The organism is Aliiroseovarius sp. xm-d-517 (assembly GCF_013283135.1).
In the GTDB taxonomy this organism is placed as follows: domain Bacteria; phylum Pseudomonadota; class Alphaproteobacteria; order Rhodobacterales; family Rhodobacteraceae; genus Aliiroseovarius; species Aliiroseovarius crassostreae.
In genome coordinates this window covers 2,123,554-2,138,807 of sequence record NZ_WBXT01000001.1, presented here as the reverse complement: position 1 = coordinate 2,138,807, position 15,254 = coordinate 2,123,554, and the positions used below count along the sequence as shown (strand labels likewise).

Sequence of the window (15,254 nt, the reverse complement as noted above, 5' to 3'; positions counted from 1 at the left end):
GCATGCCCTGTTTTCAAGGCGGCACGACGAAGAGTCGTATTGTCTTTCATCCCCACCATTCGATGCCACATCGTCGGGGGTGTCAAGCAGATCGCTGGAATTTTGTCAGGTATTCGGTCAATTGATTGAAAAATTATGCCCGAGGTAAACACGCTTGACGTTTTCATCCTGCACCACCTCATCTGTGGTGCCATTCATCAGCATATGGCCATCATGCAGGATGTAGGCGCGATCGACGATTTCAAGCGTTTCGCGGACATTGTGATCCGTGATCAGCACCCCGATGCCGCGATCTTTCAGGTCATGCACAAGGCTGCGAATCTCGCCAACGGCAATGGGATCCACACCGGCAAAAGGCTCATCGAGCAAAAGGTATTTTGGATTGGCGGCCAGAAGGCGGGCGATTTCCACCCGACGACGTTCGCCCCCGGACAGGGCAAGGGCAGGGGCCTGACGCAGATGGCTTATCGAGAACTCGTTCAAAAGCTCTTCCAGACGCTCGCGTCGCTTGTGTTGCCCCTGGGTCGAGATTTCGAGGATCGACATGATATTGTCTTCGACATTCATGCCGCGAAAAATCGACATTTCCTGCGGCAGGTATCCGATCCCGTATTTGGCACGGCGATACATCGGCAGCAGCGTGACATCGCGCCCGTCAATGGTCACCTGGCCGGCCTCTGGCGTGACCAGCCCGGCAATGGAATAAAATGTGGTGGTCTTGCCGCAGCCATTTGGCCCGAGCAGGGCAACCACTTCCCCCCGGTTCAGTTCAAGGGTCACATCGCGGATCACGGTTTTCTTGCGATAGCTTTTGCGCAGCCCGGTGACGCGCAACCCCTGCTGATCGTCCGGCTTGTCCGCTTGGGTGCCATTATCTACCGCAAGTTCCGGCATCAGTTGCCCCCGGTCTGAATGATGGACTTCACATTGCCATCCATGATGCCGGTGCCGGTGTTCAGATCAACGGTCAGTGTGTCTGAGGAAAGGGCATTGTTGCCCTGGGTCAGCAGGACGTTCCCGGTCATCACAACCCGCCCGCTGTCGATTGTATAGGTGGCCTGATTGGCCTCTGCCGCCTCAGCGCCATTGACCAGGATCACATTTCCGCTGGCAAACAGTCGGGAAATCTCTCCGGTGCTGTTCGCGCCGGTCGCATATTCCACACGCACCTGACTGGCAGACAGGCGCATGTCGCCCTGGCCAACTTTGACATTGCCCTTGAAAATGGCCGTGCCATCAGCCTGGTTTACCTCAAGCTGGTCTGCGGAGACTTCGATCGGGAGCGAGCTGTCATGTTTGAGGCCGCCAAACGCGATCTGCGATTGCGCCATCGCATGCCCCGCCGCCAGCAGCGACATCAGGACGGTAAGTGACTTAACCAAATTCAGCACTATTCAACTCCCTTTTCTGGGGGATGATATATCAGTTTTACGCCATCTTGAAATACCAGAAGATAGCTTCCGGATTGACGGCCCTGTTGTGAAATTCGGGCCTGCCCGGCGGTGAGCGTTCCAAACGGCCCCTCGGCGGAAACCGGTGTTGTTGAACGAATATCGGTTGCGTCGATTGACGCGGTCAGCGCATCGGTGTGGATGGTGTAATCCGTTGATGTCAAAAGGGTTACGCCGCCGCTGAGGTCGATAAGATTTTCAGCGCCGTTGATCAATGCGTGCTGTGCGTCAATTTTCACATTGGCGCCATCCGGCGTTTCGATCCGCGCTTTCATCTCCTGGGCGGAGAAGGTGTTCTCACTTTCCGGGATGGCGCTTTTTGCGGAAAAGGTGATGGCGGCCCCATCTCGGGTGACCGAGGAAAACGTTGGCTCGGCGATTTTTTCCTCTCGCATGATCGCGTCCAGATCTATGCGCGCATAGCTCAGCGACTTGGTCGGGTCGATGGATTTCGAGATCAGGAAGATGGTGGAGAGCAGCCCAAGCGCAATCAGTGGCAGAAGAACTTTCAGCCAGGCAACCATGCGTGAATAACTGTTGTTATAAGAGGGCATTCCACGTCCTTTCCCCTCCTATCTAGCAACTTCACGCCCGTTGCCAAGGTCATGGCTGCATTCCGCCGCGCTTTCTGTCGGTTTCATTTGATGAAACAGACCCGCGGGGCGGTGTGCCCTAGAACAGCGACAGAAAGATGCGGAGCAGCACAATCCACATGGGGATTGCCAGGGCGGCCACCGGCAGGATCCACCAGCCCGAGATCAGGCGGCGATCCCCGATGGTGCGTCTTCCGGGTTTGGTCCTGGGTTTCGGCATTGCGAGAGCTGCAATCTGCGTCATGAGGAAAATCCCTGTAACTGTCACATGAAAGCAGTAGGGCAGAAAAGGGTTAACAAAGCCTCACCGGCGAGGCTTTTTCCAGCAAGATTATCAAGAAGGGCGTGTCGCCCCGGCCGGGTCTAATGGGCGAAGATGTCCTGTTCCGGCCAACCTGCCAGATCAAGTTGCGCGCGCATCGGCAGAAAATCAAAGCAGGCCTGAGCCATCTCGGTGCGCCCTTCGCGTGCCAGGCGCGCGTCCAGCTCTTCTTTCAGACGGTGCAGGTAAAGCACGTCCGAGGCAGCATAGTCGAGCTGCGCGTTGCTCAGCTCTTCCGCGCCCCAGTCGCTCATCTGCTGCTGTTTGGAAATGTCCACCTTCAGCAGCTGATCCAGAAGGTTTTTCAGCCCGTGCCGATCCGTATAGGTGCGCACCAGTTTCGAGGCGATCTTGGTGCAATAGACAGGGGCCGTGACCACGCCAAAGGCATTCAGCATGGCGGCGATGTCAAACCGGCCGAAATGAAAGATTTTCAGCACATTGGGGTCGGTCAGCATGCGTTCCAGATTGGGGGCAGAGGTCTGACCCTTCTCGATCTGAACCAGGTGCGCATTGCCATCCCCCCCGGACATCTGCACCACACACAGCCGGTCGCGGTGCGGGTTCAGCCCCATGGTTTCACAGTCGATGGCCACCACCGGCCCAAGATCCAGCCCATCCGGCAGGTCACGTTTGTAAAGCGTGTTGGTCATGTCAGCCCTCAAATGCCCAAGAAAACACCTGTCCTACCTAGCGGTTTTTGGGGGAGGAGTGAAAGGGGGAAAGCGGGGTTATTTTCCGTAGTAGAGGCCAACCACATGGCGGGCCTCGGCAAAGAACAGCCAGCGCCCAACCGCAATCCCCACAAGGTGCAGCAGGAAGGCCGCCGCGCTGACCAGATGCCCGGCAGGCAGGGCCAGCAGCGCGATTGCGGGCAGAATGCCGATCAGAACTGCGGCGATCTTGCGCAGCTTCTCTGCATGCTTGCGGCCAACCCGGTGGATCATTTCATCCATGACATAGTTGCGGGCGGTGTGGGCGCTTTCATACATCCGGACCTTGCCGATGGCGCCCAGACCGGTGGCGCTTTCCATCGTGTCCGCCCCGTCTGCTTCGCGCCGGTCCCCCTCGCGCCACATCCAGATCATCACACCCGTCAACGCCAGCAGAAGGAGGCCCGCAAGCAGGCTCTGTCCCGCCAAAAGCGCCCCGCCGGCAAGTGCGTGCAACAGAAACATCACCGGCACGATCGGCTGATGCCAGCGCGGGATCGTGCGCAGCTGGGCATAGATCATCGACGTGGTGAACACCGTGACCAGTGCCGAGAGCGACCCGATAGCACCAAGCGGGCCCAGGTTGGTCTCAAGGAAAACACGGCCAAACCCCACTGGCGCAAACAGGAGCAGTGTCAGGACGGCGGCGCACCCCTCGCGTGACAGCCAGCTGCTTCGCCACTGGCTGAAAGCATAGATAGCGTTTTTCTTGTTGCCGAGGTGAAAGGTCGAGGCCAGCAACCCGCCCACCGACAGCGCATAAGCCAGCACAAAAAAGGCCAGGGCCGTGCCCCCCCGAACGGAAGGAATGTCCAGCCCCAGAAAGGCAAGAAGGCCAAAGCCCAGACCGGACAGGGTGGTGAAAAGGATAACGCTGGGTGCGGGATGCATCAGATACGCTCCAAAGCTTTGTCGAGCCAGCCAAGGAAGCCCTTGGGTTCGTCTTCGGTCACGGGGGCAAGGGCTGGTGTGTCCAGCCGGTCTTTCAGGCGCGGTGGCAGGTATTTGTTCACCGGTTTGTTGCCCTGATCCGGCATCAGGTCAAACCCGCCGCGCTCAGCCACCAGTTTCGAGACGTCGGATGTAGGATCCCCCAGATCACCGAAATGCCGCGCGCCTGCCGGGCAGGTGCGCACACAGGCGGGCACCCGGTCCTCTTCCGGCAGGTTTTCATTGTAGATCCGATCCACGCAGAGGGTGCATTTCTTCATGATCCCGGCGTCTTGATCCAGCTCGCGCGCACCGTAAGCACAGGACCAGGCGCAAAGACCGCAGCCGATGCAGCGGTCTTCGTTGACCAGCACAATGCCATCCTCGGCGCGTTTATAGCTGGCCCCGGTCGGGCAGACCGTCACACAGGGGGCATCTTCGCAATGCAGGCAGGATTTGGGGAAATGCACGGTCTGGGCGGCGCCCTTTTCGGGTTGAACCTCATAGCTGAAAACGCGGTTCAGAAACGTGCCTGACGGATCGGCGCCATAGGCATCGACATCTGAAAGCGGCGCGCCATAATTCTGCGTGTTCCAGCCTTTGCAGGCGGTGACGCAGCCGTGACATCCCACGCAGGTGTCAAGATCAATGACCAGACCCAGCTTTTTCTGAGTGGTGGTGGGCAAACAGGTCATCAGATCTTCCTCGCAACAACATGCGGGCCCTTGCCCACCGGGGATTTGATCGGCGGATGAGCAGGCTGCGCTTCGGCCGGCTTCGGGTCGGCCTTGCGGATCTTCACCCGCAGGTCAAACCAGGCAGCTTGCCCTGTAATAGGGTCTGAATTGGCCCATCTCATCCCGTCCCCTTTGGGGGGCTGAAGTTCGTGAATGAGGTGATTGAGCAGAAAGCCTTCGCGGGCCTCCGGGGCCTTTTCATCCAGCGCCCAGGTCCCTTTGCGTTTGCCGATCGCGTTCCAGGTCCAGACCGTGTTTTCATTGAGGGCGGCGTGATGGGCCACCGGGACCGTTATGGTGCCATTGACCGAGCTGACCTCGGCGTAGTCGCCCTCTTTGAACCCGTTGGCCTCCCAGATCTTGGTGGGCAGATACAGGTAGTTCTTGCCGGTGATCTGCCGCAGCCACGCATTTTGCGTGCCCCATGAGTGATACATGTGCATCGGGCGCTGGGTCAGGGCGTGGATCGGGTATTCCTCAATGTCCACATTGCCATCCTCAAACGGTTCATACCAGATCGGCAGCGGGTCCATGGTCTGGCGGACCCTTGTGCGCAGATGCTCTGGCGGCTGGATGTCACCATGCCCCTCGGCGGCAATCTGAAATTTACGCATCGGTTCGACATACAGGTTGAACACATAAGGCGCTTCGGCATCAAAAATGCCGCGGGCGACGGCCCATTCCTGATAGGCTTTGTTCCAGGGTTTATAGAACGCCGCTTCGTCCGGGATATGCGCAACCCAGAAGCCACCATTTTCGATATATTTGTCGATTTGGGCCGGATTAGGCTCTCCTCGCCCGTCGCCATCGCCGTTTTTGCCCCGGAACCCGGCCAGCGGGCCAACGCCCGGACGGCGTTCATGGTTCACGATGTAATCGGCGTAATCTTTGTATTTTGCGCCGCCGTCTTCATCCACAAACCCGGGCAGGCCGAGCTTGGCGCCCAGCTGGATCAACGCGGTCTGAAACCCGCGCACATCCCGGTCGGGTTCGACCACCGGCCAGCGAATGGCATCCGCCGCACCATCGGCCTCGCAGATGGGGCGATCGAGCAGTGAAATGCAGTCATGGCGCTCCAGATAGGTCGTGTCCGGCAGGATCAGATCCGCATAGGCCACCATTTCCGAGCTATAGGCATCGGAATAGATGATGCGCGGGATCACATAATCGCCGTTTTCATCCTTGTCGGTGAGCATCCGCATCACCTCGGATGAGTTCATGGACGAGTTCCACGCCATATTCGCCATATACATGAACAGCGTGTCGATCTTGTATGGATCACCGGCATGGGCGTTTGAAATCACCATATGCATCAGGCCATGCGCCGAAAGCGGGTTTTCCCAAGTGAACGCCTTGTCGATGCGCTTGGCGTTGCCGTCCTCATCCAGCAGGAGGTGTTCCGGCCCCAGAGGATAGCCCAGATGGGGGCCGTCAAGCGGCTGTCCCGGGGTGACGCCCGCATGTGGCTTTGGGTGTGCTTCTGGCGGTTTGGGGTAGGGCGGTTTGAAACGGAACCCGCCGGGCACCTCAACCGACCCCAGCAGAATTTGCAGCAGGTGCAGCGCGCGACAGGTCTGGAAACCGTTTGAATGGGCTGAAATACCGCGCATCGCATGGAACGCCACCGGGCGGCCAATCATCTTGTCGTGTTTTTGCCCCTTCCAGTCCGTCCATGGCTGATCGAGCACGATCTCTTCCTCAAAGGCGACGCGGGCCAGTTCGGCGGCAATAGATCTGATTTTAGCGGCGTCAATGCCGGTCCGCTCCGCCACGGCTTCGGGCGCATATTCTGCGCTCAGATACCGTTCCGCAATCAATTGGAACACGGTGCGATGGGTGATGTCACCCTCGACCATCTGCGCGGCAAGATTGGGGGTGACGCCTGGGCAGTCATAGTCCATCAACTTGCCGGTGTCGCGGCAGATCACCTGTGGCTTGCCGCTGGATCCCCGGACAAACAGCCCCTTTTCAGGCGAGCTAGGGTCTTCATCAATGATAAAACCCGCATTGGTGTAGCGTGCCAGATAGGCCAGATCGACCTGACCTGCACGCAGCAATTCGTGCATAAGGGCCATGATGAACAGCCCATCCGTGCCCGGCGTGATACCCACCCATTCATCCGCCACCGCGTTATAGCCTGAGCGGATCGGGTTCACGCCAATCACCTTGGCGCCGCGGTCTTTCAGCTTGCCCAGCCCGATCTTGATCGGGTTGCTGTCGTGATCTTCTGCCACGCCAAACAGCATGAACAGCCGGGTGCGTTCCCAGTCGGGCTGGCCGAATTCCCAGAAGGCGCCACCCATTGTGTAGATGCCGGCCGCGGCCATATTGACCGAACAAAACCCGCCATGGGCCGCGTAGTTCGGGGTGCCATAGGCCTGGGCAAACCAGGACGTAAAGCTTTGTGACTGATCGCGCCCGGTGAAAAACGCCAGTTTCGAAGGGTCTTTTTCGCGCAGCGGGGCCAACCAGCCAGCCGCGATTTCAAGCGCCTCTTCCCAGCTGATCTCCTCGAACTCTCCAGCCCCGCGTTCCCCCACGCGCTTTAAGGGCGCGCGCAGGCGTGAGGGGGCGTAATGCTGCATGATCCCCGAAGATCCCTTGCCGCACAGAACGCCCTGATTGACAGGGTGGTCCCGGTTCCCTTCGATATAGGCGACCTGGCCGTTTTTCATGTGCACATTGATGCCACACCGGCAGGCGCACATGTAACAGGTGGTCTTGCGCACCTCATCGGATACGGCAGGTGAGGTGTCGATCTGGGGTTGGTCGAGCTTGGGCATACTGTCCTGTCGCTGGCTGGTATGATCAGTTTCGGGTTTCGCGAGCGTCAACTGTCTGACCCGCTTTGCCGTCGGTTCTGAACCCAACCAGCAGGACCCCGCTCAGTGTAGGGCCAGATGGAAATCGGAAATAGGACCAGTGTCAATCTTTTTGCCTGATCTGAACATGTTGTGTGATCCGGCGTCGGGCATGTATTGCCAAACCTGTCAGGTGCTCCTACCGTTTCGCCATGGATTACGAAAACATCATTGATGCCGAGACCTGGGCGTTCATACGCAAGACGGAAGACTATTATCCGCCGGATGCGATTGACCTGACGATTGCGGAACAGAGATCCATCTATGACCGCATGTGCCGGGCCTTTTTTGAGGGCTACCCGGAGGGGATCTCGGCGCATGATGCAATGGCTGGTGATGTGCCGGTTCGAATCTACGAAGGGGGAGCTCCCTCGGGAACCGTGGTTTATTACCATGGCGGCGGGTTTGTGGTCGGTGGGTTGGAAAGCCACGATGATGTCTGCGCTGAAATCTGCGCCCGGACCGGGTTGCGTGTCGTCTCTGCGGATTACCGGCTATGCCCGGAACATACCCATCCGGCAGCCTATGAAGATGCACTGTCTGTAGCGAGATATGTGTCTCTAACATGGCCCGGAGTGACTGTTCTTGCCGGGGATAGTGCGGGTGGAAACCTTGCAGCAGCCGTCGCCCATACCCTGCGCCGGGAGGTCCCGCTGGCCGGTTTGGTGATGATCTATCCCGGACTTGGTGGGGATATGACACAAGGGTCCTATCTGGCGCATGCAAACGCCCCGATGCTGACGCTTGAGGATGTGAAATTTTACGCGAAGCTGCGCCACGGGGCACAGGATTTCCCCGATGATCCCACCGCATCCCCGCTGCGGGACCGGGACTTTGCCGATCTGCCGCCGACCTATGTCGTAACGGCGCAATGTGATCCGCTTTCGGATGATGGGCGGGCGTATTGCGATGCGGTCCGCGATGCGGGCGGGCGTGCCGTTTGGCGTGAAGAGGAGGGGCTGGTGCATGGCTATCTGCGTGCCCGCACCAGCGTGGCGCGCGCCGGGCGGAGTTTTGACCGGATTATCGCCGTGTTGACTGCATTTTCGCAGGGAAAATGGCCGTTCTAACCTTTTCCCCCGCCCCGTGCTGGCTTAGATTGGCGTGCAGGATCCAGTCAGAGATCGCGCGAAAGACGGGCAGAAGGGCAGGCCATGTTGCCTCCGGGAATTTATCTGCATCAACTGATGCATCATTTCGTCGGACGCAGGTCCGAGGGCGAGGTTTGTGCTGGGCTGAGCCGCCCCGAAGGCGGCCCGTTGATCTGGTGTCAGGTTGGGGATGGCGGAGAGCTGCCCGCATTGGAGGATTTCATCCGGCAGGTTGTTCGCACCCGGGATGATCTTTGCTTCCTGATTACTCTGCCGAGCGGACACGCGCCTTGGGACCCCCCGGAAGACCTTGGGGACGTGCTGCTTTCCTGCGCGCTTCCTGATGGCGGCCTGAAATCGGCCAAACAGTTTCTGGATATCATGCGCCCGGATCTGGTTCTGTGGATGGATCAGAAGCTGGACCCGCCCCTGCTGGGCCTTGTGCATCAGCGCAGCATCCCGGCGCTCTGGATCAATGCGCGTGCGCCTGTTTCAAGCGGGGGGGCGCTGCCTTGGTGGCGTGGGACAATGCGCGTCTTGGCCTCAGGATTCGACACTATTCTTGCTGAAAGCGAGGCCGCGGCGTCGGTGCTGTCCCGACTGGGGGTATCGACGGGAAAAATTCGCGTGGTCGGGGCGTTGCAGCGTCAGACGCACCCCCCAAGCTGCAACATGGCCGAACGGGACGACATGGCGCAGGTGCTGGGGGCCCGGCCGCTTTGGTTGGCGCTCAACACGGCGGCAGAGGAGGAGGCCGTGCTTGTTGAGGCGCATCGGCAGGTCATGCGAAAGTCACACCGCTTGCTGTTGGTCATCGTGCCGGATGATCCCGCGCGCGCGCCTGTTCTGGTGCGCAGGCTGGAGCAGGACGGCTGGGTTGTGGCATTGCGTTCCGAAGATCAGACCCCCACACCCGAGGCGCATATCTACATTGCCGACCTGCCCGAGGAAGAGGGGCTTTGGATGCACCTGTCGCCAATCACCTTTATCGGTCACACGCTGAGCGGAGGGGAGTGCCTGTCACCCAACGCGGCGGCATCTCTTGGCTCTGCCGTGGTGTTTGGCGCTGCTTTGGGTCAGGATACCGACGCGTTTGAGCGTCTGGAGGCGGCGGGCGCTGCGCGCCGGGTGGCAAGCCGCGAACATCTTGCACAAGAGATCGAATACCTGTTGCAGCCAGAACATGCAGCGCAGATGGCCATGGCGGCATGGGAAATTATCACCAGCGGTGCCGAGTTGTCAGGTATGGTCGAGGAAATGGTTCTGGATCTGCTTGATAAAAACGGTCTTTAGGGAAGGTTGCTATGAAAACTCCGTCTTTCTGGTTTACCCCGCCGGACCGTCCGCATTGGCGGGCAAGATTGCTTGCCCCCCTGGGCTGGCTTTATGGCATGGGCACAGCGCGCCGGGTGCAGGCCCGCGGATATCGGGCCCAGGTGCCGGTCATCTGTATTGGCAATATCAATGCGGGCGGAACCGGCAAGACACCAACCACCATTGCCGTGGCGCAGTATCTGATGGCCAAGGGGCTTTTGGTCCATATCGTTTCGCGTGGGCACCGGGGCAGTCTGGAAGGCCCCGTGCAGGTTGACGAGCGCCGACATCAAGCCGACGAGGTTGGGGATGAGCCATTGCTGATGGCCGCTTTCACCCGCACATGGGTTGCCAAGGATCGGGCCGCGGGTGTTCGTGCGGCGGAAAACGCCGGGGCAGATGTCATTTTGATGGATGATGGGTTCCAGAACCCTGACGTTGAAAAAAGCCTGTCCATTGTGGTGGTGGATGCGGTGAAAGGGTTTGGCAATGCGCGCTGCATTCCGGCAGGTCCGCTGCGGGAACCGGTGCAGGAGGGACTGAAACGCGCGGATCTTTTGCTGTCTATCGGCCATGATAGAGCCCAAAAACGCTTTGCCGAGGCTTGGGGCGCGCAGATCCACCTGCCGCATATGACGGGCAGGTTGGAGCCGTTGCAGATGGGGATGGATTTTGAGGGGATGGATGTGATGGCCTTTGCCGGCATCGGGCACCCGGATAAGTTCTTTGCAACCTTGCAGGGGATGGGGGCCAATCTGCTGCGGTCAGAAGCCCTGGCGGATCACCAACCGCTGACGGATGCCCTTATGAAGCGTCTTGAGCTTGAGGCTGCAGCCCTTGGGGCGCAGCTTGTGACCACTGAAAAGGACGCAGTGCGGCTGCCATCTTCGTTCCGGCGACGCATCCTGACGGTGCCGGTTCGTCTTGAGCTTGCAGATTGGGCGCCGTTTGATGCCGCGTTCAAATCCTGCGCAAGGTGATGTGGTCTGACGTCGAAACCGGAAAGCCGGTCAGCTGCCCATGAGCAGCGTCCACCAGATCTTGCCGCTTGGCTCCTGGTGCCAGGCAAAACCCAGATTTTGCGCGGCAGGTGCCAGAATGACGTCCCGTGTCCCCGGTTCATCCATCCAGGCGGACAGAGTTTCCAGCTCGGTTTCATAGGTTTCTGAAATGGCTTCCCCCAGCATCAGCCCCGGATACCCGGTGCGTGCCACCCGATCAATCGGAGAGGAGCCGTCAGATCCGAAGTGCCATGGACGGTTCTGGACCGACATATCCCGGGAATGGGTGGCGGCCGCTGCGTTCAGCTGGGCATTCAGGGTCACAGGGCCGAGGCCAGCCGCCTGACGTAATGTGTTGACAGAATCCAGCATGCCATACTGGATCTTCGAATGCTGCCTTTCGCTGATCCGATAGATCTTGGCGATGGTTCCATCCGCGCGCGAATAGGTGCCATCCGTGGTCGAGCAAGCTGCCACCAGAAGGGTGAGGGCCAGGCTGATGAAAATCCGAGGTGTCATGCGGTTCTTCCGAAATCGTGAATAGTCCCCCTGTATATAGGAATGTTGCCGGGATCAAACGCTACCGGCGGAATTGTGCGGTATAACGCCTGTTTGATTTGCGACTGCGGCTTAAGCGCCATATATAAGGCCAGAACTGCTTGCATGTGTTGGAGATTGATGATGGCTGACTGGATGAAAAATGGGTTCAGCAGGCGTGCGTTTCTTGGGTCGTCCGTGGCTGCCGCCTCTGCCGTGGCTATGCCTGCTTTTGCGCAGACCGGGGAAGAGACCACCGAGGTGGAAGCGGATATCAGCACGCGCGTGCGTCGCAACATCTCGTCCTTCCGGTCGCTGGACTGGCGCCCCTATTTTTCGAATACGAAAAACGGTGTGATCCTTGTCGATATCACGTCGCGCGCGTTGCATTACTGGTCTGAGGATCAGTCGGAATATAAGCTCTACCCATCGTCCGTGCCGCTGACCGAGGATCTGACCCGCAAAGGTCGCACCAAGATTGTGCGCAAGGTCGAAGGCCCAAGCTGGCGCCCGACCCCGTCGATGAAAGAGCGCAACCCCGAATGGCCCGATTACATCGGCCCCGGCCCGGATAATCCACTGGGCACCCATGCGCTTTATCTGAGCTGGACTTACTATCGCATTCACGGCACCCATGATACGCGCAAGATCGGTCGCCGTTCATCCAATGGCTGTATTGGGCTTTACAATGAACATATTGCCGACCTGTTTGCACGCGCCAAGGTCGGCACGCAGGTCTTGATTATCTGACGGATCAGACCACGACATGTTGAAAGCCCCGCCGGTTTCGGCGGGGTTTTTTGTTTGGAAAATCGGACATTTCACAGCGAAACAAACCGTATTTTGCTTAACAATTGTCAAGATTCCGTGAGGGCTGCCCGACTATTTTGATCAGGAGAAGCTGAGTTTGGAGACTAAAATGCGGGAAGTCATGACAAAGACCATGGCACGCAATGTGTTCTATGGCGGCTCTCTGTTCTTTATCGTCGTGTTCCTGATCCTGTCGGCCCAGTCCGTCAGCCACATCAAGAACAAGTCGACCGTTCATGCGGAGCTGACAGAGAGTGTAGCCAAGGGCAAGCGTGTCTGGGAAGAAAATGCGTGCATCAACTGCCATACGTTGATGGGCGAAGGGGCGTATTTCGCGCCCGAACTGCAAAACGTGATGGCACGTTGGGGCGTCGAGGACGATCCTGAAGGTGCGTTCGACACGCTGCAGGGTTGGATGGAAGCGATGCCGACAGGCATCGAAGGCCGTCGCCAGATGCCACAGTTCAACCTGACCGAAGAACAGATTCGCGACCTCGCGAATTTCTTCCTCTGGGTGAACAAGATCGATGCCCAGGGCTGGCCGCCCAATGAGGCAGGCTGAGGCACGGAGGAAAGATCATGAAATATCAAACACAGAAAATTGCCTACTGGTATTTCCTGGCTGCGATGATTCTCTTCGCAGTGCAGGTGTCCGGCGGGCTTATCGCCGGTTGGATTTACGTCCAGCCGAATTTCCTTTCGGAAATCCTGCCATTCAACATCATCCGGATGCTGCACACCAACTCATTGGTGGTGTGGCTCTTGCTTGGGTTCTTTGGTGCGGCCTACTTCCTGATCCCGGAAGAAGCCGAGCGTGAGATCCATTCCCCGATGATTGCCTATCTGCAGCTGATCCTGCTGCTGGTTGGCACGCTGGGCGTGGTTGTGACCTATGTGTTCAACCTGTTCCACGGCAACTGGTTCCTGGGCATGGAAGGCCGCGAGTTCATCGAACAGCCGGTCTGGGTCAAGCTGGGCATCGTGGTTGCGGCGCTGATGTTCCTTTACAACGTGACCATGACGGTTCTGAAAGGTCGTAAGACCGCAATCACGAACGTGCTGCTTCTGGGCCTCTGGGGTCTGGCGCTGCTGTTCCTGTTTGCCTTCTACAACCCGCACAACCTGGCGCTGGACAAAATGTTCTGGTGGTACATCGTTCACCTGTGGGTGGAAGGTACCTGGGAACTGGTGATGGCCTCGATCCTGGCCTACCTGATGCTGAAAATGACCGGTGTTGACCGTGAGATCATTGAAAAATGGCTCTATATCATCGTGGCCACCGCCCTGTTCTCGGGCATCCTTGGCACGGGTCACCACTACTACTGGATCGGGACCCCCGGTTACTGGCAGTGGATCGGTTCGATCTTCTCGTCGCTCGAAGTCATTCCGTTCTTTGCGATGATGGCGTTCAGCTTCGTGATGGTCTGGAAAGGCAAGCGTGATCACCCGAACAAAGCAGCTCTGCTTTGGGCGCTGGGTGCCTCGACCGTGGCCTTCTTCGGTGCTGGTGTGTGGGGCTTCCTGCATACGCTGCACGGGGTGAACTACTATACCCACGGGACCCAGATCACTGCGGCCCACGGCCACCTGGCCTTCTACGGTGCCTATGTTGCGATGAACCTGGCCATCTTCACCTATGCGATGCCGATCCTGCGTGGTCGCGACCCGTATAACCAGGTGTTGAACATGGTGAGCTTCTGGCTGATGACCGGCGGCATGGCATTCATGACCTTCGTCCTGACCTTTGCCGGTACGGTTCAAACCCACCTGCAACGTGTCATGGGTGAAAACTTCATGGACGTGCAAGAAGGTCTGGGCCTGTTCTACCTCATGCGCTGGGGATCCGGTGCAGCTGTGGTGCTGGGTGCGCTCCTGTTCATCTATGCCCAACTGGCCCCGCGCCGTGAGGTGATTGAGCAAGGCACGACTGAAGAAGCCTAAGAAATCGGCTCGGCCCCTTCCCTCGACCGGAGGGGGCCGACCCTTACGCAAGCTGAAAAGCTCAAAGCGTTGTAGGATGAACAAGTTCAAGAATATCCCGGAATTTGCCCTGACACGCTTATATCTGCAAAGGACTTAGATATGTCTTCCGTTCCACAAGAAAAAACGGAAGGGGCTGACGTCCCTTTCTATGCCCCGGTCGGCTCCGAATGTGAGCTGTTCGAAACCGCATTCAAAAACGACCTTCCGGTTTTGCTCAAAGGCCCAACCGGCTGCGGTAAAACCCGATTTGTTGCCCATATGGCCGCCCGTCTGGGCCGCCCGCTTTATACCGTTGCCTGTCATGATGACCTGTCGGCCGCGGACCTTGTTGGCCGCTTCCTGCTGAAAGGCGGGGAAACGGTTTGGGTTGACGGCCCCCTGACGCGCGCCGTGCGCGAAGGGGCCATCTGTTACCTTGATGAGGTGGTCGAAGCCCGCAAGGACGTGACTGTCGTCCTGCACCCACTCACGGATGACCGCCGTATTCTGCCGCTGGACAAGACCGGAGAAGAGATCGAAGCCGCCCCCGGTTTCATGCTCGTGGCAAGTTATAACCCCGGCTATCAGAACATCCTGAAAACGCTGAAACCGTCGACCCGGCAACGTTTCCTCTCGCTTGATTTCGACTTCCCGCTGCCCGAGCGTGAGGTGGATATCGTGATGCGCGAGAGTGGCCTTGATGCGGATCGCACCAAAAACCTCGTGCGCCTGGCCGGCAAGCTGCGCGGCCTCAAGGGGCAGGATCTGGAAGAGGGCGTCTCAACCCGTCTGATCATCTATTGTGCCACGCTGATCATGGCAGGCACACCGATTGAACAGGCGATTGAAGCGGCCATGATTGAACCCCTGTCCGATGATCAGGACGTAAAGCAAGGCTTGCTCGACCTGGTCACGGCAATTTTCGGATAATG

At 58.5% G+C, this 15,254-nt stretch carries 16 protein-coding genes; 7 read left to right on the top strand and 9 right to left on the bottom strand.

The window, feature by feature from the left end:
• Window positions 1-117 precede the first annotated feature (117 nt).
• The 8 genes from lptB to XMD517_RS10300 form a co-directional block, all read right to left on the bottom strand.
• The gene (lptB, locus tag XMD517_RS10335; RefSeq protein ID WP_173486210.1) at window positions 118-894 is read right to left on the bottom strand and encodes an LPS export ABC transporter ATP-binding protein; all 777 of its coding nucleotides are present in this window, start codon (window positions 892-894) and stop codon (window positions 118-120) included.
• On the bottom strand, window positions 894-1,358 hold the full coding sequence (locus XMD517_RS10330) for an LptA/OstA family protein (protein WP_173486364.1): 465 nt from the start codon (window positions 1,356-1,358) through the stop codon (window positions 894-896). The genes lptB and XMD517_RS10330 overlap by 1 nt, the downstream gene beginning before the upstream one ends.
• A 32-nt stretch (window positions 1,359-1,390) precedes the next feature.
• Complete coding sequence (lptC, locus tag XMD517_RS10325; protein ID WP_173486209.1) at window positions 1,391-2,005, bottom strand: LPS export ABC transporter periplasmic protein LptC; 615 nt, start codon at window positions 2,003-2,005, stop codon at window positions 1,391-1,393.
• 118 nt (window positions 2,006-2,123) lie between these two features.
• Window positions 2,124-2,288, bottom strand: a complete 165-nt coding sequence (locus XMD517_RS10320) for a hypothetical protein (RefSeq protein ID WP_173486208.1) — start codon at window positions 2,286-2,288, stop codon at window positions 2,124-2,126.
• A gap of 119 nt (window positions 2,289-2,407) precedes the next feature.
• On the bottom strand, window positions 2,408-3,019 hold the full coding sequence (locus XMD517_RS10315; protein ID WP_173486207.1) for a ribonuclease D: 612 nt from the start codon (window positions 3,017-3,019) through the stop codon (window positions 2,408-2,410).
• A 78-nt stretch (window positions 3,020-3,097) separates the two neighbouring features.
• Window positions 3,098-3,970 (bottom strand): DmsC/YnfH family molybdoenzyme membrane anchor subunit, encoded by an 873-nt coding sequence (locus XMD517_RS10310; RefSeq protein ID WP_173486206.1) that lies wholly within the window; start codon window positions 3,968-3,970, stop codon window positions 3,098-3,100.
• Complete coding sequence (locus tag XMD517_RS10305; protein ID WP_173486205.1) at window positions 3,970-4,704, bottom strand: 4Fe-4S dicluster domain-containing protein; 735 nt, start codon at window positions 4,702-4,704, stop codon at window positions 3,970-3,972. The genes XMD517_RS10310 and XMD517_RS10305 overlap by 1 nt, the downstream gene beginning before the upstream one ends.
• Window positions 4,704-7,529 (bottom strand): molybdopterin oxidoreductase family protein, encoded by a 2,826-nt coding sequence (locus tag XMD517_RS10300; protein WP_173486204.1) that lies wholly within the window; start codon window positions 7,527-7,529, stop codon window positions 4,704-4,706. The genes XMD517_RS10305 and XMD517_RS10300 overlap by 1 nt, the downstream gene beginning before the upstream one ends.
• A gap of 230 nt (window positions 7,530-7,759) precedes the next feature.
• Here XMD517_RS10300 and XMD517_RS10295 point away from each other — a divergent pair, with 230 nt between their 5' ends.
• From XMD517_RS10295 to lpxK, 3 genes are all read left to right on the top strand, one after another.
• Complete coding sequence (locus XMD517_RS10295; RefSeq protein WP_173486203.1) at window positions 7,760-8,677, top strand: alpha/beta hydrolase; 918 nt, start codon at window positions 7,760-7,762, stop codon at window positions 8,675-8,677.
• A gap of 84 nt (window positions 8,678-8,761) precedes the next feature.
• On the top strand, window positions 8,762-9,991 hold the full coding sequence (locus XMD517_RS10290; protein ID WP_173486202.1) for a 3-deoxy-D-manno-octulosonic acid transferase: 1,230 nt from the start codon (window positions 8,762-8,764) through the stop codon (window positions 9,989-9,991).
• An 11-nt stretch (window positions 9,992-10,002) separates the two neighbouring features.
• Entirely contained in the window at window positions 10,003-10,992 is a 990-nt protein-coding gene (gene lpxK / locus XMD517_RS10285; protein ID WP_173486201.1) for a tetraacyldisaccharide 4'-kinase, read from the top strand.
• A 30-nt stretch (window positions 10,993-11,022) separates the two neighbouring features.
• On the opposite strand, the gene XMD517_RS10280 is transcribed toward lpxK, so the two are convergent.
• Complete coding sequence (locus XMD517_RS10280; RefSeq protein ID WP_173486200.1) at window positions 11,023-11,532, bottom strand: CAP domain-containing protein; 510 nt, start codon at window positions 11,530-11,532, stop codon at window positions 11,023-11,025.
• Window positions 11,533-11,694: 162 nt separating this feature from the next.
• Between XMD517_RS10280 and XMD517_RS10275 the strand changes: the two genes are divergently transcribed.
• From XMD517_RS10275 to XMD517_RS10260, 4 genes are all read left to right on the top strand, one after another.
• The gene (locus XMD517_RS10275; protein ID WP_173486199.1) at window positions 11,695-12,300 is read left to right on the top strand and encodes a L,D-transpeptidase; all 606 of its coding nucleotides are present in this window, start codon (window positions 11,695-11,697) and stop codon (window positions 12,298-12,300) included.
• Window positions 12,301-12,469: 169 nt separating this feature from the next.
• A complete protein-coding gene (locus XMD517_RS10270) occupies window positions 12,470-12,922 on the top strand; it encodes a cytochrome c (RefSeq protein WP_173486198.1) in 453 nt (150 codons plus the stop codon).
• Between the two features lie 17 nt (window positions 12,923-12,939).
• A complete protein-coding gene (locus XMD517_RS10265; RefSeq protein ID WP_173486197.1) occupies window positions 12,940-14,301 on the top strand; it encodes a cbb3-type cytochrome c oxidase subunit I in 1,362 nt (453 codons plus the stop codon).
• Between the two features lie 141 nt (window positions 14,302-14,442).
• Window positions 14,443-15,252 (top strand): CbbQ/NirQ/NorQ/GpvN family protein, encoded by an 810-nt coding sequence (locus tag XMD517_RS10260; protein ID WP_173486196.1) that lies wholly within the window; start codon window positions 14,443-14,445, stop codon window positions 15,250-15,252.
• Window positions 15,253-15,254: the final 2 nt, after the last annotated feature.